The sequence below is a fragment of the Daejeonella sp. genome (genome assembly GCF_046590655.1).
Taxonomy (GTDB): Bacteria; Bacteroidota; Bacteroidia; order Sphingobacteriales; family Sphingobacteriaceae; genus Daejeonella.
On the sequence record NZ_JBKJUM010000113.1, the window covers coordinates 1 to 24,512 of the forward strand.

Here is a 24,512-nt window from a genome sequence, read left to right on the forward strand (position 1 = left end):
GGCTTGACCCCGAAGGTGGTCAGATGTTTATAGAAGAATTAATTCTAGCCCTTTTCCCGACCCCGAAGGTGGTCGTATGTGAAAATTTCTGACACATGTGACCACCTTCGGGGTCGAAAAGCAAAATCTTTTTACCAGACACTAGTGATGAGCAAATTAGAAAATGAGCACATGAGCAATTTAGGTCGACATATCTGTCACTATTAATATGCACTGCTCTTTTGAACCGAGCATCCAAATTTGCTAATTTGCTGATCGTCTTATTTCCTAATTCCCCAATTTATACCCTTTATGCAAAATCAAAAAGCTAGCTCTTTCTTCCTTTTTGAGAGGAATATCCCAATTCCCCTGATAGCTAATCTTGGTTGGCAAAAGAGTTTTATCTTCACCGAAATAGCCCAGCTCAATATTCATCTTTACGTCAAAATCAAAAGCCAGGTTATCATATTTCATATCCACAGAGCGTCCGAGGATCTGGAAATTACGCATGTCAAAGGTTGTAACCAACTCCTTTATCATGATGCCATCCTGAGTCCAGTTTGACAGCCCCGGTTTGATCTTTACCTTAAAGATGTAAACAGGAATTGAATCAAGATAAGTACCCCGGAAAAAAGTGTAATCATAATACTGGCGCATATTTGAAGTGAAAATGGCAGTTTTATTACTGATGAAGGGGATACCTTTTACCGGACGGCCCGGACTGAATATGAGGGTTTTTAGCTTATTCTTGTAAGATTCGTTGCTCTCCTTTGTCCCGCCAAAATCTTCTGAAGGAGTAAAATCAGAGTTATAGGCATTCATGAAGATATAGTCAAACATCTCCACAGTGTATAGTGAATATTTACCGTTCTTTTTATAAACCTTTCCTTGGTCACGCTTTTCAAGGAACTGCATTTTATAAGGTCCGTTGTTGTTATGAAAGATCCTGCGGTATATGCTGCCTTCAACTTTATTTTTCTTATCGTAAGTGAAAACATTGTTTTCAGCAGTGAACGAATACTGCTTCATACTGCTGAATGCCTTATAAAAACTGGTATCATTTATCACTTCATTAATGAATGTCTCCACAGTAAGGCGTGTCGACTGAATGGTTATCGCTGAATCGATATTTATTGTCCAAACTGTATCTGGATTAAAACGAGGTATGTCCTGACTGAAACCCGTAATGCTTGTAAGTATCAGTGTGACGATTAAGATACGCTTCTTCATAGTATTAGTACATGCGGTATGCCGCAATCTAGTTGCCCAATTGCTTTAGAGCAATGTAGGTCATTAAGCCTGTGCTTAATTTGAGTGAATCTTCATCAACATCAAAAGTCGGGGTGTGAACGGATGATGTAATCCCCTTTACTTCATTGCCCGTGCCGAGTCTGTAAAAACAAGCGTCTGCAGCCTGAGAGTAATAGGCAAAATCTTCAGCTGCCATCCAGATATCAAGGTCAAGAACGTTTTCTTTCCCTAAATATTCTTCTGCATAGGCGCGGGTTTTTGCTGTAAGCTTTTCTTCGTTGATCAGGAAAGGATAGCCTCGCATAATATTGAAATCGCAGCTTCCACCCATAGCCTCAGCTATACCTTCAGCCATTTTCTTCATTTTTTCATGAGCCTTGCTTCTCCATTCTTCATCCATGGTTCTGAAAGTTCCTTCAAGCTTTACCTCGTTGGGGATGACGTTTGTGGCGCCATTGGCAAGAACTTTCCCAAAAGAAAGAACAGAAGGTATTTTGGGATCAGCCACACGGCTGACAATAGATTGAAGTGCAATTATTATATGCGATGTAATCAGAACCGGATCGATATTCTGTTGCGGCTGTGCGCCGTGCCCCCCCTTACCATGTACCGTAACATAAATTTCATCTGTAGATGCCATGTATTTACCAGCCCGAAAACCAACTTTACCAGACTCTATGAGTGGCATAACATGCTGGCCTATGACAGCCTGAGGTTTCGGATTTTCAAGAACACCTTCTTTGATCATCAGGTTAGCCCCTCCAGGCAGACGCTCTTCGGCAGGTTGAAATATTAACTTAACCGTCCCGGCAAATTCATCCTTTAGTTCAGTGAGAATCTTTGCTGTACCAAGCAGTGAAGAAGTATGAACATCATGTCCGCACGCGTGCATCACGCCTTCCTTTGTGGAGCGGTATGGAACATCATTCGCTTCAAGAATAGGTAATGCGTCCATGTCAGCGCGCAATGCTACGACCGAATCAGATGGCTTAGATCCTGTGATAAGTGCAACGATGCCGGTATCTGCCATGCTTTGATAGCTGATCCCGAGCTCATCGAGTTTAGATTTTACAAAAGCAGAAGTTTCATACTCTTGAAACGATAATTCTGGATGGGCGTGTAAATGCCTGCGATTACCAACAACTTCTGCGTGAATGCCCTGGGCCAGGCGGCTTATTTTGTCTTTAAGCATTATCGGGGATTTATTCTTTCAGCAAAAATAAAGAGTGAGGAGTACTGTTTTTGCAGACTGTTCATAAATTTCTGTGCTTCCAGCATGGTGCGGAAGTCGCCCACTCTAACCCTGTAATTTGGCTGGGTATAGCTAACATAGCTGGTAATGTTCGGGTAAAGCGATTTAAATTTCGTCTGCACAATATAAGCGTCTTCTCTGGCAAGGCCTGAAAATATCTGCACCCGGAATCCCAAAATTGTCACGGAATTTCCACTGGTTGATGCCCTGCTCAGCGCCAGACGTTTTGCGATGAGGCTATCAATCTGGGGATCTTTTATCACAATCACCCTGCCCTTTTCCTGAGCTTCAGCATACTGTGCTAAAAATAAACTTAACAATAAACCTATAATCAGCTTCTTGCCCATTAATTAATCTACTCCTACTCCGTGACAGTTTTTATATTTCTTACCGCTTCCACAAGGGCATTGGTCGTTTCTGCCGATCTTTTGCTCCACGCGGATAGGGCGCGCCTTTTGCAATTCTCTGGTATCGTCAACCGGAACGCCGTTTTGAGAAAGTTCAGGTTTAGATACTTTCAGTTTACTCATATCCTGGCGGGGCTGCGGACGAGCCTCGCGAACCTGTTCCGGGTCCTGTGTTGGAATGTTCCCCCTGAAAAGGAAGTTTACAATATCCTTATTTACAGTGGCTAGCATTTGCTTAAACATATTAAAGGCTTCCATTTTGTATACAATCAATGGATCCTTTTGTTCGTAGACGGCATTCTGTACGGATTGCTTCAGTTCGTCCATCTCACGTAAATGCTCTTTCCATGCTTCATCTATAAGCGCTAGTACTACTGTTTTTTCGAATGCCTTGAACACCTCAAAGCCATTGGTCTCAACAGCTTTTTTAAGATTTGTTGATACCTGAACCTGTCTAAGTCCATCAGAGAAAGGAACTATTATATTTTCAATATGATCGCCTCTTTCTTTAAGTACATCCGTCAATACAGGAAGTGTTTGTTGAGCTACTGCTTGAAGCTTGCGATGGTAGAAATCCTCGATCTTTGCAAACACATTGTCGGTAAGTTTATGGGCATTTTGTTCTGCAAATTGCTTGTCTGTAATTTCAGGATCGACAGAGAAGATCCGAATGATCTCCAACTGGAATCCTTCGAAATTATTATCCTCTTTGTACTCTGTAGCGATATCTTCAACAACGTCAAAAATAGTGTTGTTCAAATCAACGTCCAGACGTTCTCCAAATAATGCATTTTTACGTTTTGCATAAATTACAGAACGCTGTGAATTCATAACGTCATCATACTCCAGCAAGCGCTTACGTACACCGAAGTTATTTTCTTCAACCTTACGCTGCGCACGCTCGATGGATTTGGTAATCATTGAATGCTGGATAACCTCGCCCTCTTCAATTCCCATTCTCACCATGATGCCTGAGATCCTTTCAGATCCGAATAAACGCATCAGATTATCTTCGAGGGAAACAAAAAACTGGCTTGAACCCGGGTCACCCTGACGACCTGCACGGCCACGCAACTGCCTGTCGACACGACGCGATTCATGACGCTCAGTACCAACAATAGCCAAACCGCCCGAATCTTTAACACCTGCACCAAGCTTAATATCCGTACCACGACCCGCCATGTTTGTAGCAATAGTTACAGTTCCTGCCTGCCCGGCTTCTGCAACAATATCCGCTTCCTTCTGGTGAAGTTTGGCATTCAGTACATTATGTTTGATACCTCTCAATTTCAGCATCCGGCTTAATAGCTCAGAGATCTCGACTGAAGTTGTACCCACAAGAACCGGCCTGCCGGCTTGTGTTAGTTTTGTAATTTCATCCGCTACAGCGTTGTATTTCTCACGAACGGTACGGTATACCATATCCTCGTGATCGGTACGCTGGCCTTTTACGTTGGTCGGAATCTCCACAACGTCAAGTTTATAAATGGTCCAAAGCTCACCTGCTTCTGTAGTAGCTGTACCGGTCATACCACAAAGTTTATGGTACATTCTAAAGAAGTTCTGCAGGGTGATTGTTGCGTAGGTTTGCGTAGCGTCTTCTACTTTTACGTTTTCTTTAGCTTCGATCGCCTGGTGAAGGCCGTCAGAATAACGTCGCCCGTCCATAATACGACCCGTTTGCTCATCAACAAGCTTAATTTTGCCTTCATCAACAATATACTCGACATCAACCTCAAATAAAGTATAGGCTTTAAGCAATTGATTTATTGAATGGATGCGCTCAGATTTAATTGAGAAATCGCGCATCAGCTCATCCTTCTTCGCGATCTTTTCATCCGTAGAAAGCGCTGATTTTTCGAGATCGGCAATCTCAGTACCTACATCCGGCATCACGAAGAAATTCGGATCCTCTCCTGAAGTGGTGATGAGTTCAATACCCTTCTCAGTTAATTCTACCTGGTTATTTTTTTCATCGATCACAAAGAAAAGTTCTGTATCAACGGTAGGCATCTCTTTATTCTGGTTTTCCATGTAATGATGCTCCGACCTGGTGAGCACCTGTTTCATGCCTGGCTCACTCAGGAATTTGATCAGAGCCTTGCTTTTTGGCAAACCGCGATATGCACGAAGCAATGCTAAACCACCATCCTGCGGACCTGCCTGTCCGGCATTGATAGACCTTTTTGCCTGATTAAGCACATCAACAATAAAATTCTTTTGTGCGGTAACCAGTCGCTCGATACGTGGCTTTAATTCATAGAATTCATGCTCGTCGCCCCGGGGAATCGGGCCCGAAATAATTAATGGTGTACGGGCATCATCAATCAGGACTGAATCGACCTCATCCACCATCGCAAAATGTAGTTTACGCTGAACGAGACTTTCCGGGTTCAATGTCATATTGTCACGCAGGTAATCGAAACCAAACTCGTTGTTCGTTCCGAAAGTAATATCTGCAGCATAAGCCCTGCGACGCTCCTCGGAGTTTGGCTGATGCTTATCGATACAATCTACTGTAAGTCCGTGGAATTCAAACAACGGCCCATTCCACTCGGAGTCACGTCGTGCCAGGTAATCATTCACCGTAACGATGTGAACACCTTGTCCTGAAAGTGCATTTAAGTATGCCGGGAGCGTACCAACAAGTGTCTTTCCTTCACCCGTAGCCATCTCGGCGATCTTGCCCTGGTGAAGAACAACACCACCTATAAGCTGAACATCGTAATGGATCATATTCCAGGTTACTTCCGTTCCGGCGGCCAGCCATGTGTTATGATGTATCGCTTTATCCCCTTGTATTACTACATTCTGTTTCCTGGCAGCAAGCTCCCTGTCGGCCTGCGTTGCTGTAACCTCCAAAGTTTTATGTTCAGTAAACCTGCGTGCAGTATCTTTCATCACTGCAAAAGCTTCTGGAAGGATTTCCATCAGCACTTTCTCAAGTTCTTTATCACGATCCTTTTGGAGCTTATCCAGCTCGTCATAAATAACTGTCTTTTCATTTATCGGGAGGTCTGCTGCATCGGCTTTTAAGCGTACATCTGCTATCTCCTTGTCAATAGGCGTTAGGAATTCTGCAATCCGCGCCTTAAATTCTATGGTCTTCTGCCTTAATTCATCATTGCTTAAAACAGATAATTTGGCGTATTCTTCCTTTGTTTTTTCAACTATAGGCTGAATTATCTTTATATCGCGATCAGATTTGCTTCCGAAAAGTTTATTTAGAATAGCTAACATATGTATTTTGTAGTATTGAAATCATGCTTGTACAACAACTACGCCATGGGGATTTGAAGTCAGAATGGCATAATTAGGAGGGCAAAATTACGATTAAAATAAATAGGATTCATAGGATGGTATGATTCATAGGATGCTGGTGTTTCATGGCGAGCGCAGCCCGGCAAAAAAAATAAAATCAGTAGCAGGGTGTAATCAGAGTTTATTCTTCTCGCTCGCAAAGTAAAATTATTATATTGTGCTACCAATGATCAATACTATCTGTACACTATGGGTCACGTTGTCACGATAAAAGATATTGCAAAAATTCTGAACGTATCGGTATCGACCGTTTCAAGAGCATTAAGAGATACATATGACGTCAATAAAGAGACAAAAGAGAAAATTCTCAAACTTGCTACGGAATTAAATTATAAACCTAATTTCAACGCAACAGGTTTAGCTCAGGGGAGCACACATAACATAGGTGTAGTACTTCCATTCATCACAAACTACTACTTTTCAACGGTCATCACCGGAATTCAAGAGGTAGCCTACAACAACAACTATAATATCATTTTATACATTACCAATGACTCATCTGAGCGGGAATTGTCAATCATCCAGAACTTATCACTTTCCAGGCTGGATGGCTTACTGGTATCAGTTTCTTCTAACTCGGATTCATGCAGCCATTTCCAGGAAATAATTGATGAAGGAACTCCTATAGTTTTCATTGACCGGGTTGCCAGTAAAATTGAAACTTCGAAAGTTATGCAGGACGATTATAACGGAGCATTTGAGGCTGTAGAACATTTGATTCAGAATGGTTATTCTAAGATTGCTCATATTGCAGGTCCGAAAGGATTAGACTTTACGGAGAAAAGGCTGAACGGATACCTGGATGCACTGAAAAAATATCACCTATTATCCTCAAAAGAATGGATAATACATTCCGGTTTTGACCAGAGTTGCGGAGAAGCTGATACTTTCCAGCTTTTGGAATGTGAACAAAGGCCGGATGCAATTTTTGCGGTAAATGACAGGAAGGCAATAGGTGCTATGGTCGCACTGAAAAAAAAGAAAATTGCAATAGGAAAAGAAATAGGCGTGATCGGTTTTACGGATGATCCTATCTGCACACTTGTTTCACCTTCCTTATCGACAATTGCCGAGCCTGCATTTAACATCGGAAAAACGGGCTGTGAATTGCTTTTAAAACATATCAACAAAAAATATTTCCATCCAAATGAGGTGATCTTGCCAGGAACACTTATTGCCAGGGAGTCCACAAGGAGAAATTAAGTGCTGATCAACTCTATCATTCGCTTATCGCACTTTCATCTCGAATAGGACTAAGGGAATAAACCAGCCTGCCTTTGATGATCGTTTTTTGAATATTGATATTTCGATCAAAAATTACGATATCGGCATCTTTTCCCTCAATAAGTGAACCCTTTCTATCCGATATGTTCATAATTCTGGCAGGTGTTGTGCTCATCATTCTAACTGCATCCAGAAGAGGGACATCGGCCAAATTAATCATATTTCTGACTAAACGGTCGGTAGTAGCGACGCTTCCTGCAAATGAAGTCCGATCTGGAAGTTTTGCTACCCCGTCTTCGATGATAACTTTCAAACCGGTATTCATATTTCCTAATACACTCTCACCTTCGGGCATACCAGCTCCCCTCATTGCATCCGTTATCAACGCAATTCTATCCGGACCTTTAATTTTATAGATAAGCTTTAAAAGCGGTGCAGGAAGATGAACGCCATCAGCAATAATTTCTACATCCATTTCATCAATAATATACGCACTCTCAATTACTCCGGCATAACGATAGGCATTTCTGCGGGTAACACCTGACATGCCTGAATACAGGTGCGTAGCCAATGTATAACCATTTTCAAATCCTTCCAACACTTCCTCATATATTGCATCGGTATGCGCTAATGCAGCCAGAATTCCTTTGGAACGAAGATATTTTGCGAAAGGGAGAGCACCTTTAAGTTCTGGCGCTGCGCTCCATCGCCTCACTACGTTTGTGCGGGCCAGAACATCCATGTATTCTTCAGGATCAGGATCACGGATATACCGGGGATCCTGGGCACCCCGCTGACTCATAGCGAAGTAAGGGCCTTCCAGGTGCATACCAATGAATTGCGCACCATTTATATTGTTTCGATCCGCTGATTCGTATAATTCCAATGTCTTCATCAGATCTTCCTTTTCAGACGTCAGTGTTGTTGGTGACATTGACGTTGTGCCGTACCGGGCGTGGATTTCAGCAGCTTTTAGAAATGCATTTTCGCTGCCATCCATAAAATCATGGCCTCCACCCCCATGTACATGGATATCGATAAAACCGGGAGCAATAAAATTCCCTTTTGCATCGATTTCAACCGCATCACTTATATCAATATTTCCTTCTTTTACTGCCGTGATTTTGTCTCCGGTTATTAGCACTGAGCCATTAGGAATCATGCGGTAAGGGGTTAAGATTTTACCGTTGAATATTTTTATTTTTTGTGTCTTCATGCTCATAAGTTATATTACTTTTACGCTCGCCAAAAAAATTATCCTGAACTTAAAAACGATTCATTAACACCAGGAAGAGCGGTTTTATCTCGTCTGTGGCTTTCGTTCCAATAAATCCATGACCCAGGATTATATCCTGCCTGCCATCCGAATCAATATCGGCTACATCCATTGTGGTTGCCCTGTAGAAGTTGGCCTGCTGGGGTAAGGAATACGCGTCAAAATTTAGATTCCCATTATTCCTAAGGAATGTAAAACCTTCTTCGGGCTGCTGGTTATCTGTAAAAAAACCAATTGCTGCGATATCCAGATCTCCATCTTTATCAAAATCCTTCGCCATAGCTTTAATACACCCATTAATTGGATAGAAATATTGCTTACTAAATGCATTCTTTCCGTTATTCATAAAAACATATACGCCATGATAGGGCTTCACCTGATTTATCCCATCACCGCGGTCACCGCATGTATACAGAATATCAGGAAATCCATCCTTATCAAAGTCGTTTATTTCAAATGAAGACGAACCATAAGAAGGGGGTAATTGTAGTACCTGTTTTTCTGTAAATAAGCCATTCCCTTTATTGGTAAATAAAAAGATACCTTCTTCCCCTTGCGAGAATTGCACCCAGATGTCAGGCTTGCCGTCTTGATTGTAGTCTTCAATATGTGCTTTGGTTGCACCAGGAAAAGCTCTGATGTCATGACGCAAAAATTGTTTCTCCCCCTTATTTTCCAACCAAAACAAGGAACCCTTAACGTTGCCGAATTCGCAAATAAGATAGTCTTTTCGCAGGTCTCCGTTAAGATCAGAAGACTGAACTTGAACTGGTCTAGCTAAATTTTGAAATAATGGCTCAAGGCCAGGACTCATTTTCCCTTTACTGCTGATTTTAAGAGGTGTTAAATCGCCATTTCTGGAATTATCCCCGAAAAGGTTAGTTCCGATCCTGGTGATTAGATAATCATTTCCGGAAATATCGATGTCAACAAGAGGGCCATTATTTACCAGTGAATCTAGTAATTGCAGTTTATCACCGAGCAGAAAAAGTGTATTTGAACTTGACCGGTTAACCAGCAGTCGATGGGGTTTTACTGAGGTGTCAACCTTAACCAGAGAGGCGGTATTTCCTCTTCTGTAAAATAAGGGAGACGGTAATTCCAATGAAAAGAATGGAAGATCCCTTTTAACAGGCTTTTTAACTGCAGGAGTTAATGCCGCCGGTGCCAGTGTAGTATAGTAATCGATAATATTCTGCCATTCTAACGAATTCATAGCAGGGTTGGATGGATAAAAGCTTTGGTCAATATCCGTAAAGATCGGATATGACTGTTCCTTATGGTAAAATATTCCAAGGCGTGGTGCCATCATAGCAAGGGCTGACGGCCAATTTTCTTTATCAAGCAGCGATGGATCCGGCAGGACATGACAGGAACTGCAATGCTTTGCAGCCAGGACTTTGCCTTGTACAATCATGTTCTGGGCAGCCGGTTCAGATGGCATCAAGGAAGAATCAATTTGACTATGACCCCGTCTATCTGTGGTTCTGCCAAGCATATAAATCCCAACACAAAAAACTAAAAAAACCAGGAACAATAGGACTGACCTATTATTTGCAGGAAATCGTTTTAACATGTCTGTTATAATTATATGCCGTTTTAACAAGGAGCTTAACGAGGTGTGACAAGATTAAATTCAAACGCCACTGCCACTGGTTGTCTAGCATAGACTGAAAGATAGCATCTCTTCCAGTCTATGCCATTATTCCATCCTCGAATCAATCTCTTTCTTAATTCTTTATATCAACCTGGGCAGATAGTAAGCTGGAAGAGGAATTATCTAAATAATAAGAGCAGCTTGGATGGAGTTGTAATATACTTGCAGGATACCTATTGCTTATAGGTTGTTCCAGGCAATCTCTTACTGCTTGTGCCTTCCGACCATCAGGAACAGAACAAATAATGTGCTTAGATTTACAAATCTGGCTAATTGACATACTTATGGCCTGCTTTGGCACTTCATCAACTGATTTAAACCAGCCTTCATTAAATTGTTGCTTACGGCAGGCTTCATCCAAATCCACGATGATAAAGGGCTCTTTTGTATCAAAATCTGCTGGCGGGTCGTTAAAAGCAAGGTGACCATTTTCTCCAATGCCCACAAGAGCAACATCAATAGGATTTGCCTCAATAATGGTACTCAAACGGTTACATTCTTTTACAGGATCTGCTTCACCATCCACCAGATAAACAGCCTTTAATGCCGGAACTTTGCTTAGGAATCTTTCTTTCAGATATTTTCTGAAACTAGCACCGGAAGTTTCGGGCAGGCCTATATATTCATCCAGATGAAACATGTTAACCTTACTCCAGTCGATATCCTTTTCTACAATTAATTGTTTTAACGTTTCAAACTGGCTTGATCCAGTTGCCAGAATAATGTTGGCACTGCCCTTATTCGCAATAGTAGTTCTGATTAAATCAGCGGCAGCTTTCCCGGCAGATTCACCTAGCTCGATAGGTTCGTTTTTTATAAATAATTCCATTTAAAAATAATTAATTCTGTTTTAAAATTGGTTTAAGCAATAATAGTACGTGAACTCGCTTGCAGATTATATCTTCACCTGTGTATTTCCACCTTTAGCCATACTCAGGTCGACAGGTTCATTTTTCTTCCATGATCCTGCCGTAAAATCAGGTACTTCAACAGAGTTCGAACGATTATTAACAGACCACTCACTTAAAGGGAATACAGAACTCCACAAGGCAGCATCATATACATTCTGATCCAGAGGTAGGCCGTTGCGAAGACAATCTATGGTACGCCAATCCATTAAAAAGTCCATTCCGCCGTGACCACCAACCTGTTTAGCGAGTTCGCCCACTTTCTTAATGATTGGAGGAGTATATTTTTCCTCCAGTGCTTTAAATTGCTCTTCTGAAAGCCAGCCTTCATGGCCGGTAGAAATACGGCCAGGCAGCGGGTATTTTTGAGCAGTTCCCTTCGTGCCGCTTACCAGATGAATTCTGGAATACGGACGGGGAGAGGTTACATCATGCTGTACCATGATCGTCTTTCCTTTGTTTGTCCGGATGGTAGTTGTATTCATATTACCATTGAAAGGCTTATCTACAAATTGCTTATAGAAATCATCAGTAGTGGCAAGCATTTTAGCATGTTCTCCCATCATGAAATCATTGGAGGATACCGAAACCAGGAAATCCATCTTATCACCCCGATTGATATTCATTACCTGACATACTGGACCCAGACCATGCGTGGGATATAGGTTACCCTTTCTGCTTGCGTCCATTCTAAGGCGCCATTGATTGTAGTATTTTTCTTTTGAAAAATCCCCTTCAAGAAGATCATGGATATACGCTCCTTCAGCATGGACAATCTCTCCAAAGAAACCCTGACGTGCCATATTAAGAGTGAGCAGCTCAAAAAAGTCATAGCAACAGTTTTCGAGCATCATACAATGTTTACGGGTCCGTTCAGAAGTTTCTACCAGCTGCCAGCATTCTTCCACAGAAGTAGCGGCAGGCACTTCCACACAAACATGTTTTCCATTATTCATAGCATAAACAGCCATAGGAGTGTGCAATTCCCATGGAGTTGCGATGTAAATCAGGTCAATATCCTCACGTTCACATACTTTTTTCCACTCCTCTGTGTTCCCGCTGTAAATCCTGGGATTCTGACCAGATGCCTCAATTCTTTTTTTGGCCGCATTGGCCTTCTCAGGTCGTAAATCAGCTATTGCTTTTATTTCTACGCCTCCAATTTTACTCATCCTGACTACAGCTCCCGTTCCTCGATTTCCCGTACCTATAAAACCTACGCGCACTGTTTCCAGCTTGGGAGCGGCATAGCCGGACATGTTAAACTTTTGAATATGGTTTTTTTCCAGGTTATGCCCCGGAAAGAACCGGCCTGTATCCTCTGGGCTGGCATACGCTGGAATTAAACCGGACCCGGTCATTCCGAGACCAGCTATTCCGGCAAGTTTTAAAAAGGCCCTGCGATTGTTCTTCATTTGCTTATATAAATTAATAAAAAATAGTTTTACCCTCTTGCCTGGTAAGGGTCCTTAATTTAGCAAACTCCGTCTGGTATTCTTCCAGGCGGCTTCCACTTATTTTGGAACCCGACATACTTACCGGGTTAATTATTTCGATGTTTTTTCCACTCAGGGCGGCTACGAGCGACACATCTCCCCAATTTAAGAATCCTGGAAGGTGAATGCCCATACTGAAAAAGTCAACTGAACTGCCGGTATCTGATAAATAACTCAATGGTGCATCCCGGAGAACAATATCATCCACACGCCCTCCTAAAGCTGCCAAAAATAAGCCGGCAAGTCCCGACTCTTTAGTGCCGTCGAGGCTTATATTCTGAGCCCGGTAGTTTGACCGAAGAAATTCGGAAACTATGCCCAGCTCTTTTACCCACTCACCTAAAATGGTTTTTCCAAGCCATAACTCAGAGCGCGACTGGGTATGGAGTACCATACTCCTGTTGCCCGAATTTTCTTTATTTGAGGAGACCTCACCAGTGCCGGACAAATCAACAATTACAATGCCCTGTCCCTTCTTCTTCAATTCATTTATCTGTTCAAACGAAATAGCTTTCTTGCCGGCAGGGTTACTTATGAGGATATAACCCATTGATGGAACGGAAGGAGCCATGTGTAGTACTGGGATCAGCTTATCATCCGAACTCTCTAAAGCCATGCGGTCCCAGCCTCCAAGGCTTGGATATTGATGTACTTTGCGCAGGACCGATTGCTCATTGATCCGTAAAATGCTTCGTAACTCTTTCTGCTTCTCAGAAACATTAACGGCGGCTGCATTCAGAAATGCAGCCCGTAATTCATTTCCGCGTCTCTGACTATAAGCTGGAGTGGTGGTGATGAGCGGATCCCGCTTGCCGATGGGGTAAACATATAGTTTTTCATCAGGGAGGAGCTCGAAAGGCAGTTCCTTTTTAGGAGCTCCAGTACCGATACCCTTTAAGTGAAGATCGAACCATCCTAACATAACTTCTCGGTCTTCAGACCAATAGCCGTGGGTTCTATCAATCACCTGGGAGCTTAAATTATTTTCTGCACCAAGCATTTTATAAACCGGCCTAGTATTATCGAATGTTCGCTGCATCTCAAGAGGAAAAAAAGAAGGTGCTGCATCCTGTTTATGGTTACACATTTTTAACGCTCTTGGGGCAATAAGTGAGAGGACTCCTGCTTCTTCAGTCAGGGTGAGACCGTCATTTAACAGCTCGCATACGCAATTGGACCGCATAATATACGATTCAAAGGTACCGATACTGACTACAGGCACTGCAGCTTTAATACGTTCATCAATAGCAGCCAGCCACATGGTTTGATTCCCACCTCCACTCGCTCCCGTTGCTCCAATGTTTTCTGGATCTACATAGGGCAATGAACACAGAAGATCAACTCCCCGTATATTATCAGAGATCTGAACTCCGATTAAAGACTCGCCAATATTAAGTAGAGAAGCTCCAAGATTGCCTCCATGATACTCAAACACTCCATGTTCTGAAGTTCTTTCTCCGGCTCCCCATGGGTCAATGGTCAGGCATACATAACCATTCAAAGCAAGAGTATGTCCAAGTGGCTGCGGACCGTCCTTTTCACTTTTACCTTTTCGCCAATGGCCCAGCATATTTATCACTGCAGGATAGGGTCCTTTACCATCTGGGATAAACAAATTAGCTGTTGCATATACTCCCGGAAGTGTCTGGAATGCAATATTTTTAATTTTATAGCCCTTCATCTGAATTGAACCCGTTTCCTTTATATTCAGCGGGAGCTTAGGGTTTACGATAAGTCCGGTTTTCTGAATAATGCTATTTTTAAGCCGGGTCCGGTATTTATCTAAATCCTGCAGGTTATCAGGTATTTGTTGTGCTGCGAATCTTAAAACCGCCTGATTTCTTAACCTGTTTTCAACCAAGTCGGCACGGTGGTTCGTCAATACAAGTGGCAGGCTGTCTGAAACCAAATTATCCCTTACGGAAGAATTTACAGAATTAAATCTCCCCACTACCGCAGCATGAACATCAATGGTTAAAAATAACGCTAAAACAAAAATCAATCTTATCATATCATGTAGTTTTCTGTCCATTATTTCCTGTTCATCTCATGATTGATAATATGAGCCCTGTAGTTTTTTGCATCCAGCTATTAAAATTATTCATCATAAATTCCTCGAATTGGAATAAACACAACGCTGAACGAAAGCTACATACAATTTCAGTTGAATTAAATGAATTGGCTGAATTAAACTGCGATAACGTAACCGATAACGTTGCCGCAGTTTAAATAATTATTTCTTCTTTTTGTAGTTATCTTGAATTGATAATACCCAAAGTGTTGTTCTCTCACTCAACTCTATTGTTTTAATCCGTATACTAATGTTTATCCTGCGTAATTATTTTTTGAATTCAATGCTATTGTTTTTATCATTTGGCTTGTCGGCACAAACTGTTGGCAAAAAAATAAACAAACAAACATTTTCATTATTCAGCTTAAGCAGCACATTTCAAATTTCCACAAAATGGTCCATCATGAGCGACGTACAGGAACGCAGCTTTATAAAACCAATCAAACAAAATCAGCTCTTGTTAAGGACTCAGGCCAATTATAATTTAGGCCATGATTGGACTGTGGCTGGAGGCACTTCTTATGTGCTTACCCATCCAGGCGACCCCTCTTCTTTAAGCAACTTAGTAGTACCTGAAATAAGGATAAATCAGGATTTAAACTACAAGCAAAAATTCAATGGATTTAGTCTTGGCCATCGCTACAGAATGGAAGAACGCTTTATAAAAAAGAGCATGAATGATACATTGATTGAAGGATATAAATTTATCGAAAGGTTATCTTACACATTTTCTTTTGAGTATAACTTACTTAAATCAAAAAATAAGTTTCGTTCACTTACATTCAAAGCAAGTGATGGAGTCTTTATAAATGCAAGTAAGCATATCGTTTATAACACGTTTGATCAAAATCGTTTCTATACAGGATTAAATTATCAGATATATAAGGATATTGCCATAGAGTTGGGATATATAAATATTTTTCAGCAGCGAAGTTCCGGTAACGAGTTTTTCAATCGTAATATCGCTAGTTTTTCCATTAATCATAAAATGGGGAACAAAAACCAGACAATCAAACAGGGGTTGTAGACTTATTATGTAAGTATTATTTCCCGATTGATATTATTCTTTATGGTATCAAAGTTTAACCTTATCCATCTTTGGCGTTAAGAAATGTATTATGATCCAGGCGATCAAAAATGAGCTTCCGCAAACGAGGAAAATAATATTATAACCCGCTATTATATTTCCTGTATTTTTATAGTAATCCAGGATAAACCCTATAAAAAGAGGAAAAAGCACGCTGCCAATTGCACCAGCCATACCTCCCAATCCTACAACAGAGCTTATTGCCTTCTTTGGAAACATATCCGGAACTATAGCAAATATATTAGCACTCCATGCCTGGTTAGCAGCAACAGAAAGGCTTATTAACGCTACTACAAACCACATATCCGTAGTATATCTTGTGGCCACGATTGGAATTACACAAAATGCAGCTACCAGTAATGCTATTTTCCGTGCTTTATAAACAGGTTGTCCCTTTTGAATCAGCCATGATGACAAATAACCTCCCCCGATACTACCGATCATGGTGCCGCCATAAACTATGACAAGCGGTAAGCTTGGCTCCTTCAAATTAAGATTAAAGTAGGTTGTAAAATAGGATGGAAGCCAGAACAAAAAGAAGAACCATATTGGGTCTGTAAAGAATTTACCCGCAATAAAGGCCCAGGTCTGTCTTAATCTTAACAGTTGACCCCAACTTACGTTCCCTGTATATTCTTCTGCCTGGTCACCTTCATCGCTGTGGATATATTCGAATTCAGCTTTACTTAATCTTTTTTGCTTTGCTGGCGTAAAATAAAATATGCGCCAGAGAATTAACCAGAAAAATCCTAAAGAGCCTGTGATGAGAAAGGCGGCTTGCCAGCCGTATACAGCCAACAGCCATGGAACCAATATCGGACCTACACAGGCCCCAATATTAGAGCCGGAATCTAATATGCCAATGGCTAAAGCTCTTTCCTTTTTAGGGAACCATTCTGCAACTGTTTTAACCCCCGCCGGATAATTACCGGATTCGCCTAATCCAAGAAATGCCCTAACTACTCCAAAACCCAGGGTGCTGCTAACAGCAGCGTGAAACATAGCAGAAATACTCCACACAGTAACCGAAATAGTATAGCCAAGTTTGGTTCCTATTTTATCAATTACTTTTCCGTAGAATAATTGACCCAGGGCATAGCAGGCTGTAAATGCCATAACAATCCTGCTGTAATCAGTTTCAGTCCAGTTAAAAACTACCTCCAACTCAGGTTTCAGCAAACCAAAAATTTGCCGGTCGATATAATTTATGGTAGTAGCGGCAAATAAAAGAAATGCAATGAACCATCGGTAATTTCCAATTTTAGATGCCGACTCCGCTACAATTTTTTCATCGTCCGCTTTTATACTGATGTTATTTTCCATTGAGAATAAGGTTTAAAATGTTGCTTGATTTTATTTCAAAGAATGTCTATTGCCCTAAACTTTTAAATTCCAGGTAACCACTTTTCGGCATTTTTACGATAAATTTTATCAATAACTTCTCTTGGTAATTTTAAGCCTTTAAATTCTCCTTCCACTTTAGGGACAGTCATTTTTTCATCTGTTGTAAAAAATCGCCAGTGGCGAAGCCAAACCTCATGGCTATGTTTTTTTATTCCTGAGGGCTCCTTTATCCCCTTATTTACAATATCCATAGCAGAACTTCTAAGATCTGTACCATATAAAAGTCTGTCCTGGTATTTTATAAAAAAATCATGCACTTTTTGCCAATCTGTTAAAGTTTGATACTGAAGGTGAGAAATTCTTTCTGCCATGTCAACAGCCATATTGGGATATTTATCCAGCCGTTTAGCCAACTCATCTACACTCCATTCCAGACTTCCCAAATGCGCCCCTATAAATATTAAATCCGGATGCTTTTCAAGCATATGGTCTCTTGCATTGATGTAATCTTCATAAGATGGCCGTTCAGGATGTAAATACATATGCTCTTCAGGGTGAGCACGAGCATAATCTCTATTTCCATTTACAGTCATTTTTTCTAATGGCAACCAGGAGTTTTTATGCTCCCCTAGATGTCCAATTAAAGGGATATGGTTCTTAGCAAGATAATCAAGTACAGGATCAAACCGTGGGTTATCTATCATAACCAATTTGCCCTGTTTATCTTTCAGAAAAAATCCAACATTCTTCCAAACTTTAACAGCTATTGCCCCTTTAGAGACGGAGTTTTTTATATATTCAATGGCCTCTTGCTGCCATCCATCATTGTTGAAATTTTCAAGTGAAAAAGTTGTTCCCCATGCCATCCGGCCAGGAAATGCTTCGGTCATATGGATTGCAAATTCCTGTTGCCTTTGGATCGGCTTGCCAGACTCTTTATATACATTTAAATTCAGAAAGCGAAAATTATCAACTTCTCCTTGTTTTATAAAAACGGTATCAGCATCGGACTGGACATGCATATGAGCGTCAATTTTTTCCACAGATGCAAAATCCTCTACTTTATAATATATAGAATCCGGTTTTTCACTGACAGATTTCAAAGCTGTGGTTTGTGTACATTGCTGGGAAAAAACTGCCAGAGGAAGCAGGCTCAGGATTTTATATCTTCTAAAATATTTCATTGTGTTATCGAGTATACAGTGCTTATTTTATTTATGAGAAAAGCTACTTTAACATGTCATTTATTCCCACACCACATCATCATTTTTTCTAATACCAGTGGCTGGAAAAGGATGCTTATCATTAAATGAATAGAGCGCTTTTTGATTCTCTATCACAATCATTTTTTCATTTAGACTTCCATCAGGATTTATGGCTTTCCTAAGATCCAGCCCCAAATGTTTAGCAAGGAAAGGATAAACCGCAATGCGCTTATTATCATCATAGCCATGGAATTCCTTTGGTAGATGTACATTTTCTACCAAATTTGGTTTCTTAAGTAAATTGTAGATATATTTTGTATGCGGGTATTCCACTGTAGGATTGTTTTTTGTCCAGTCGCCACCCACTGAAACCAATAGTAATGGGCGCGGAGCGGCAAGAGCCGCAATTTCTACGTTATTAGTTTGAAAATTTCTGCTTTTATGTATGGGCATGCCACTTTCGCAAACACATCCACCAAAAAAATGGGCGGATACCATAACTACAGGAGCGGACACAGCTATACGGTCATCAACGGCAGTAAGTAAAATAGTTTGGGTACCGCCTCCAGAGGGGCCTGTGATGGCGATCTTTTTAGGGTCAGCTCCCATCATAAGCAAGAAATCGATCCCACGTATGTTGTTCCATAGTTGTAACTTTAAAGACTCCGGGTGTTTATGGACCCATCCAAATTCTTCCAGTTGACCATACCCCACTATATCATAAGCCCAAACCATTGCACCCATTCGTGCCATACTTGCATGACGTTTTTGTGCTTCTGGTCGGTACCTTCCATAATCATCAGGTTTAGGCCAATGTCCTTCCACGCTTAAGATCCCCGGCAGGTTCTTCTTGGCATTTATCGGAGTGTATAGACTTCCTGTAACATACACTCCTGGCAAACTTTCAAAAGCAATATTTTGTACCTGATAACCGTCGAAAACGCGTTTTTCGCCCATAATAGGATTAAGTGGGCCTTTATTAGGGTACTTTTCCAGGCCGGCACCTTTCAAAATATGTTCTCTTATCTGTTTTGCGCGATTTTTCCAGGCTGCAGATGTTGTATATGACTGCCTCATCTGACCAAGAAACGATTTCCCTTCCTCCTCAGTCCAATGATTGCCTACGCAAAGCATAGATTCAGATTTCTTTTGATAGATCTTGTCTTGAGAAACAGAAGATTCAAAAGAAAAAATCAAGGCAAATACAATAAAAAGAATGTTCTTTGTTGGCTTCATATATAAAAATATTTGTGAATTGTAAGCTAATTTATCAAAGACTCAGATAGCGAACCTTATATAAAATGATCAAATTAAATGCTTCAATTAGCCTTTAAGCCATTTATCGAACCATTCAAATGCCTCATCCTGCATCTTCTTATCAAACTTATGAGGCCCGGGGTGAAAGCTGCACTTATAATTTTTTTCTGCACCAGCTTTCTTATAAACTGCAGCCAGTACGGTATCCGACGCTTTCATTTCTGAAAGAGTAAATAAGCCATCGTCTATGTTATTTAGAACCAAGGTTGGAAGAGGCGCACGCAGTCCCAATATTTCCGGGAAATCCAAATCATTAGGAGTTCCGGGAACATAAGTCATCCAGGTATGAGTGTATGATTTATTAAGAATTAAGTCTTTCCAATTTGTCATGAATCCCATGCATACAGCACATTTAATCCGGGGATCAACACCTCCCATAAATACTGTACGGATACCTCCTCCTGATAATCCACCGCACCCAACCCGGCTGGCATCAACATCAGGACGGGCGCATAGTACATCAAGGGCTTTCTGGTCTTCAGCTAAAAAAACTCCCGGCCAGGTAGTTCCGGCGCTGAACAGGGATTTAGCCATTACGTGCTCATGTTCTCCAGCCCAGGTATTGTAAGCTTTAATATTATTGGGATCTTCAGGATTTTCATCATTCAGGCCTTTCCTCAACTGGGCCGGAACATCCTCAAGCATCACTCTTCGGCTTGCAAACAAAAAAGCATCAGAAACTAAAACGACATAACCACGTTTGGCAATTTCATTTGCCCAGGCAAGATCGCTGTAATATTCCTTTTGATGGGATACAATAACTGGGTGACGATTGTCAGAAGTCCTCGTAATTTTGGTTTTGCCCATGTACTTATTGGCACCATGATCATGAAACGCAAGAATGGCCGGCAAAGGTCCACTGGCATTTTCGGGTTTTAGTAAGATCGCCTCTGTCGGTCGGCCATAGGGCAATTGCCAGCTAAGTTCTTCCATATGTAAACCATCATATTTGTACTGCTTTTTAACGGTCACCTTAGGTACACCGCCGATATCCGGAATTGCCAGTTTTTCGAGCAGCCGCTGCTTTGCAACTTCTCTCCATCTTTCAACATTCTGCCATTTATCATTGCGGAAAGAAAAAGCGGGTATTTTATTTTCAATTAAAGAATATGCCCAGGGTCCATATAAACCAATGATGCTTTGCTTGCTTTCATCTGTGCTTTCAATTTCAGAAGAAGGCACAGATAAGTCCTTTGCGTTCGTTAATCCATTTAATACACCAGCCCCTGCAACACCAATCCCTGTAATTCCTGCTATCTTTAGAAAGTTTCGACGATTATTTTTCATTTATTATTGTTTTTAGATACAGTTATATGTTGTTTTGACTATAATTTTTTTTAAAGTCTGAGTATTGCTTATCTGTACTAACACCAAATGATCATACAGCAATATAGTAGCTATTTCAGCTGTTTCACAATGAATTAGTCAAAAAAATAGCGAGAACGTTACCGGAATGTATGAAGTTTTTGCTCAAACGGCTAATCAAAAATTTAAGCTGAAACTATAAGGTAAAACCCCCTTAAAATTAAAATGAAAACTGCTTTCCTTCTTTCGCTGAGGCATAAATTGCCAGCACAATTTCTACAGCTTTGCGGGCTTCGGTTCCATTAATTTCAAAAGGTCTTCCAGCTTCTATAGATTCGATAAATGCCTCAATATTTTTTTTGTGGGATAAATAGGATATAGCCGATGGATCTGAGGCCCCACCCTGGCCTTCAAATTCTTTGAATGATTTAAAAATTTGCACATCCTGCTCATTTTGGTCAGCGAACTGCCATGTCTGAATGGCATTATCCACCAGAATTACAGTTCCCTTAGTTCCGGTAATTTCTATCCGGCGAAACATGCCTGGAAATGAGGCCGTAGATCCGTAAATCCCGCCCAATGCCTGATTCTTAAATCTCAGAACAGCGGTTGCCGTATCCTCTACTTCGATTGTATGTCCTATTGTTGCTATATAAGCTTGCAATGATTCGATAGGCCCCGCAAGGTATTGAAGGAGATCTATCATGTGAATTGATTGGTTCATTAAGGCTCCACCGCCATCAAGCGCCCATGTTCCCCGCCACTTGCTATTATAATATTCATCACTTCGCCACCAGGGTACATGAACAGATATATAACTGATTCTGCCGAAACGGCCTTTATCAATCTCTTTTTTTAGCAAGGCCACCGTGTCATTATAACGGTAATTGAAAATTCCCCCCAGATAAGTGCCGGCTTTCGCATGTGCAGCAATCATTTTATCTATGCGTTCAAGAGATATTTCCATTGGTTTCTCGCATAACACGTGTTTTCCCTGCCGCGCTGCCTCCACAGCTGGCTCCATATGATTTCCGCTTGGCGTTGCGATGGTTACAATTTCTATTTCATCCGACGCAAGCATTTCTGTATAGTTTGTAAAAGCCTTGCAATTGTACTTTTTAGCAAATACATTCGCCTTAGCTGGATCAGAGCTGCAAACGCCTGCCAGACGACCACTATCTAAGTTTTGTATTGCCTTTGCATGAACGTCGGCAATCATACCGGTTCCAATTACACCAAAATTCCATCTTTTCATATTTTTCTAAATAATCTCTTAATGGCTCTTATGATCGCCGTACTTAAATCCTGAATCGCATAGCAAGACCACTATTCCTAGGTCACACTTAGTCTTTCCAGATATTTAAGTGCAGCTTTCACACTTTCCCTGATGAGTATCCAACATATATTGCAATTACACAGCCAGCACTGCCTTCGCTACTCTCAGGGCATTTCCCGCTAAAATATTCTGAATGACATCATCCGGATACCCCATTTGAACCATCCCAACAGTAAAAAGAGGCCAATTGGTCCAGGACATACTTTGCACCATTTCAGGGCTTTCCTTAAAATTATCAACAGGCCAAAGTGCTTCCCATCGGGTTCTGCCCTGAGGGTAAGAAGGGATTTTCCTGTTTTCTTCCCTGGCAAATTGAGAAGTATATGAGATGTCTGTTCCTATTGCCACATGATCGCTGCCGAATTTCTTAACAACATAATCGATATGCTTCATCATTGCAGCAATGTCTCCTGTCTCCCCTAGAAATCTTGGTATACAGCAAATTCCTATATATCCGCCAGTGTCTGCAATCGCACGAATTACATTGTCCGGTTTTGACCGGATATGATGGTTTACGGAGGCAACAGTGCTGTGACTTGCTACCATTGGTCTTTGGGAAAGCTGTGCAGCTTCGAGACTTGTCTGCCATCCTGAATGAGCAATATCGACAATTACTCCCACCCTGTTCATCTCCCTTACAACAGAACGGCCAAAATCACTAAGTCCGCCATTTGCCAATTCTGCACAACCATCGCCAATCACATTTCTGCGATTGTATGTAAGATGCATCATTCGGATTCCCAATTGAAAGAAAATGCGGATATACCGTAATTCATCTTCGACAGAAATCCAGTCCTGAGGTAAAGGAATACCATTTCCTGAAAAATAAAGAGCATGTCTATTTTCCTTTTTAGCCTGAATAATATCTTCCGGACTAACCGCCTTACCAACAAAATCCCTCATCATATCGGTTGTATACGTGAAATGCGCAAGACGCTTTAGCAATCGTTTCACATCATTGCCTTCTTCACCCGCATTCTGGATCACGCATGTTACCCCTGAAGCTTTCCATGCATTTTGAAATTCGTCCCTTTCCTTTTTATCAATGACGAAACGGCTCATAGACATATCTTCCTGCATATCCTGAATTTCCAACTGGGAAGCTTTAGAAGTTATTGCTGCACTAAGCAAAGCACCGTCATTAGAGGCCCGCGGCATAAAGCCGTAAACATCAATTACCAAAGAGTTTTTATGCAACTCTATTCCATGATCAAGCTGTTTTTGACTTGGGTTTAATATACTCCTGGCCTTTTCGAAGTCCAACTTAATCTGTTCATTGACACGTTGCTGATGCTGTTGTATTTTATCAGCGTTCAGGACAGGATCTAATCCAGATCCATCAAAATTGTTTGAATGTGAGGAAATACCTCCAAAAACACCTTCGCTGGCAAGTGTCAATCCAGCCAGACCCGATATTTTTAGAAAATCTCTGCGTTTATTTTTCATGATACACTTAGGTTTAATGATTGATGCCCTGAAGAGCTGGACCCGGCTGCTGGAATTAAAGCGGCTTCAATCCCGAAGTTTCAAATTGCCATAAACGGGAACAATCCCGGGTTGCGGGATTGTTCTTTTATTTTAATTAATACTTAGCTGCAAATTCATCGGTATAAGCATTGATCTGGGCATCGCTCAGATGGGTACCTGAATTAATAATAATGCGGTATCTTAATGTCAATGATTTACCAGCAGGAATGACATAGTTCAATTCCTGTTTCCCCTGAGTAAAATCCTTCACACCAAACGGGTTTGCTGCAAATAGTCCGTAGCCACGGGCGTGCCAGTAGGTGGGATAGCTTAGATTTTTAGGATGGTCGGCAATGACGAGTGAGATTTTTTCATCTCCTATGCTGCCATAAAGATCCATCCATCTCGCACGCTTGCCCCAAATCGCTTCCCCAGTTACCCCTTCACTGCTTTTATAGTTGCCGGTTACCCCTTCATTGGACATCTTTTTTACTGTTGTTGTCCCGCCATTTGCTTCAGTTAATACCACATCCTCCTTAGAAGGCAATTCGAGCTGACGCGCAACACGAATACCGAAACTACCCTCTTTTGTATCCTTCATGGTGACTG

General features: G+C 41.3%; 18 protein-coding genes. 2 read left to right on the forward strand and 16 right to left on the reverse strand.

The window, feature by feature from the left end; genetic code table 11:
* Nucleotides 1-267: 267 nt before the first annotated feature.
* Genes ACLL8Z_RS11005 through secA form a run of 4 tightly spaced genes read right to left on the reverse strand, consistent with a single transcriptional unit; the run spans nt 268 to nt 6,129 of the window.
* Entirely contained in the window at nt 268-1,209 is a 942-nt protein-coding gene (locus ACLL8Z_RS11005) for a hypothetical protein (RefSeq protein ID WP_411274837.1), read from the reverse strand.
* A 28-nt stretch (nt 1,210-1,237) separates the two neighbouring features.
* Nucleotides 1,238-2,422, reverse strand: coding sequence for a M20 metallopeptidase family protein (locus tag ACLL8Z_RS11010; protein WP_411274838.1), 1,185 nt, complete (start codon nt 2,420-2,422; stop codon nt 1,238-1,240).
* Nucleotides 2,422-2,829, reverse strand: a complete 408-nt coding sequence (locus ACLL8Z_RS11015; protein WP_411274839.1) for an SPOR domain-containing protein — start codon at nt 2,827-2,829, stop codon at nt 2,422-2,424. The genes ACLL8Z_RS11010 and ACLL8Z_RS11015 overlap by 1 nt, the downstream gene beginning before the upstream one ends.
* A 3-nt stretch (nt 2,830-2,832) precedes the next feature.
* Complete coding sequence (secA, locus tag ACLL8Z_RS11020) at nt 2,833-6,129, reverse strand: preprotein translocase subunit SecA (RefSeq protein ID WP_411274840.1); 3,297 nt, start codon at nt 6,127-6,129, stop codon at nt 2,833-2,835.
* A gap of 270 nt (nt 6,130-6,399) precedes the next feature.
* Here secA and ACLL8Z_RS11025 point away from each other — a divergent pair, with 270 nt between their 5' ends.
* Nucleotides 6,400-7,413, forward strand: coding sequence for a LacI family DNA-binding transcriptional regulator (locus ACLL8Z_RS11025; RefSeq protein ID WP_411274841.1), 1,014 nt, complete (start codon nt 6,400-6,402; stop codon nt 7,411-7,413).
* Nucleotides 7,414-7,429: 16 nt separating this feature from the next.
* Here the strand turns inward: ACLL8Z_RS11025 and nagA are convergent, their stop codons facing one another.
* From nagA to ACLL8Z_RS11050, 5 genes are all read right to left on the reverse strand, one after another.
* Nucleotides 7,430-8,650 carry an N-acetylglucosamine-6-phosphate deacetylase gene (gene nagA, locus ACLL8Z_RS11030; RefSeq protein ID WP_411274842.1) on the reverse strand — a complete coding sequence of 407 codons (1,221 nt, stop codon included), beginning with the start codon at nt 8,648-8,650 and terminating at the stop codon, nt 7,430-7,432.
* A 49-nt stretch (nt 8,651-8,699) separates the two neighbouring features.
* Entirely contained in the window at nt 8,700-10,154 is a 1,455-nt protein-coding gene (locus tag ACLL8Z_RS11035; RefSeq protein WP_411274843.1) for an FG-GAP repeat domain-containing protein, read from the reverse strand.
* Nucleotides 10,155-10,440: 286 nt separating this feature from the next.
* Nucleotides 10,441-11,196, reverse strand: a complete 756-nt coding sequence (locus ACLL8Z_RS11040; protein WP_411274844.1) for a glucosamine-6-phosphate deaminase — start codon at nt 11,194-11,196, stop codon at nt 10,441-10,443.
* 66 nt (nt 11,197-11,262) lie between these two features.
* Nucleotides 11,263-12,690: a Gfo/Idh/MocA family protein gene (locus ACLL8Z_RS11045; RefSeq protein ID WP_411274845.1), complete on the reverse strand. Its 1,428-nt coding sequence runs from the start codon at nt 12,688-12,690 to the stop codon at nt 11,263-11,265.
* Nucleotides 12,691-12,703: 13 nt separating this feature from the next.
* Complete coding sequence (locus ACLL8Z_RS11050; protein WP_411274846.1) at nt 12,704-14,803, reverse strand: alpha/beta hydrolase family protein; 2,100 nt, start codon at nt 14,801-14,803, stop codon at nt 12,704-12,706.
* Nucleotides 14,804-15,125: 322 nt separating this feature from the next.
* Between ACLL8Z_RS11050 and ACLL8Z_RS11055 the strand changes: the two genes are divergently transcribed.
* On the forward strand, nt 15,126-15,869 hold the full coding sequence (locus ACLL8Z_RS11055; RefSeq protein ID WP_411274847.1) for a DUF2490 domain-containing protein: 744 nt from the start codon (nt 15,126-15,128) through the stop codon (nt 15,867-15,869).
* Nucleotides 15,870-15,917: 48 nt separating this feature from the next.
* Here ACLL8Z_RS11055 and ACLL8Z_RS11060 read toward each other — a convergent pair whose 3' ends face one another.
* From ACLL8Z_RS11060 to ACLL8Z_RS11090, 7 genes are all read right to left on the reverse strand, one after another.
* Entirely contained in the window at nt 15,918-17,252 is a 1,335-nt protein-coding gene (locus ACLL8Z_RS11060; RefSeq protein WP_411274848.1) for an MFS transporter, read from the reverse strand.
* 62 nt (nt 17,253-17,314) lie between these two features.
* Nucleotides 17,315-18,316 (reverse strand): amidohydrolase family protein, encoded by a 1,002-nt coding sequence (locus ACLL8Z_RS11065; RefSeq protein ID WP_411274849.1) that lies wholly within the window; start codon nt 18,314-18,316, stop codon nt 17,315-17,317.
* A gap of 201 nt (nt 18,317-18,517) precedes the next feature.
* A complete protein-coding gene (locus tag ACLL8Z_RS11070; RefSeq protein WP_411274850.1) occupies nt 18,518-19,714 on the reverse strand; it encodes an alpha/beta hydrolase family protein in 1,197 nt (398 codons plus the stop codon).
* Nucleotides 19,715-19,801: 87 nt separating this feature from the next.
* Nucleotides 19,802-21,082: an alpha/beta hydrolase family protein gene (locus ACLL8Z_RS11075; protein WP_411274851.1), complete on the reverse strand. Its 1,281-nt coding sequence runs from the start codon at nt 21,080-21,082 to the stop codon at nt 19,802-19,804.
* A gap of 238 nt (nt 21,083-21,320) precedes the next feature.
* A complete protein-coding gene (locus tag ACLL8Z_RS11080; protein WP_411274852.1) occupies nt 21,321-22,355 on the reverse strand; it encodes a Gfo/Idh/MocA family protein in 1,035 nt (344 codons plus the stop codon).
* Between the two features lie 156 nt (nt 22,356-22,511).
* Nucleotides 22,512-23,882, reverse strand: coding sequence for a dipeptidase (locus ACLL8Z_RS11085; RefSeq protein ID WP_411274853.1), 1,371 nt, complete (start codon nt 23,880-23,882; stop codon nt 22,512-22,514).
* 136 nt (nt 23,883-24,018) lie between these two features.
* The coding region (locus ACLL8Z_RS11090) for a DUF6807 family protein (RefSeq protein ID WP_411274854.1) at nt 24,019-24,512 on the reverse strand (494 nt) is incomplete at its 5' end.

Excerpts from the sequence above, each read along its gene's own strand:
- ACLL8Z_RS11005 (WP_411274837.1), bottom strand. The coding sequence starts at position 1,209 with ATGAAGAAGCGTATCTTAATCGTCACACTGATACTTACAAGCATTACG.
- ACLL8Z_RS11010 (WP_411274838.1), bottom strand. The coding sequence starts at position 2,422 with ATGCTTAAAGACAAAATAAGCCGCCTGGCCCAGGGCATTCACGCAGAA.
- ACLL8Z_RS11015 (WP_411274839.1), bottom strand. The coding sequence starts at position 2,829 with ATGGGCAAGAAGCTGATTATAGGTTTATTGTTAAGTTTATTTTTAGCA.
- secA (WP_411274840.1), bottom strand. The coding sequence starts at position 6,129 with ATGTTAGCTATTCTAAATAAACTTTTCGGAAGCAAATCTGATCGCGAT.
- ACLL8Z_RS11025 (WP_411274841.1), top strand. The coding sequence starts at position 6,400 with ATGGGTCACGTTGTCACGATAAAAGATATTGCAAAAATTCTGAACGTA.
- nagA (WP_411274842.1), bottom strand. The coding sequence starts at position 8,650 with ATGAAGACACAAAAAATAAAAATATTCAACGGTAAAATCTTAACCCCT.
- ACLL8Z_RS11035 (WP_411274843.1), bottom strand. The coding sequence starts at position 10,154 with ATGCCATCTGAACCGGCTGCCCAGAACATGATTGTACAAGGCAAAGTC.
- ACLL8Z_RS11040 (WP_411274844.1), bottom strand. The coding sequence starts at position 11,196 with ATGGAATTATTTATAAAAAACGAACCTATCGAGCTAGGTGAATCTGCC.
- ACLL8Z_RS11045 (WP_411274845.1), bottom strand. The coding sequence starts at position 12,690 with ATGAAGAACAATCGCAGGGCCTTTTTAAAACTTGCCGGAATAGCTGGT.
- ACLL8Z_RS11050 (WP_411274846.1), bottom strand. The coding sequence starts at position 14,803 with ATGGACAGAAAACTACATGATATGATAAGATTGATTTTTGTTTTAGCG.
- ACLL8Z_RS11055 (WP_411274847.1), top strand. The coding sequence starts at position 15,126 with ATGCTATTGTTTTTATCATTTGGCTTGTCGGCACAAACTGTTGGCAAA.
- ACLL8Z_RS11060 (WP_411274848.1), bottom strand. The coding sequence starts at position 17,252 with ATGGAAAATAACATCAGTATAAAAGCGGACGATGAAAAAATTGTAGCG.
- ACLL8Z_RS11070 (WP_411274850.1), bottom strand. The coding sequence starts at position 19,714 with ATGAAGCCAACAAAGAACATTCTTTTTATTGTATTTGCCTTGATTTTT.
- ACLL8Z_RS11075 (WP_411274851.1), bottom strand. The coding sequence starts at position 21,082 with ATGAAAAATAATCGTCGAAACTTTCTAAAGATAGCAGGAATTACAGGG.
- ACLL8Z_RS11080 (WP_411274852.1), bottom strand. The coding sequence starts at position 22,355 with ATGAAAAGATGGAATTTTGGTGTAATTGGAACCGGTATGATTGCCGAC.
- ACLL8Z_RS11085 (WP_411274853.1), bottom strand. The coding sequence starts at position 23,882 with ATGAAAAATAAACGCAGAGATTTTCTAAAAATATCGGGTCTGGCTGGA.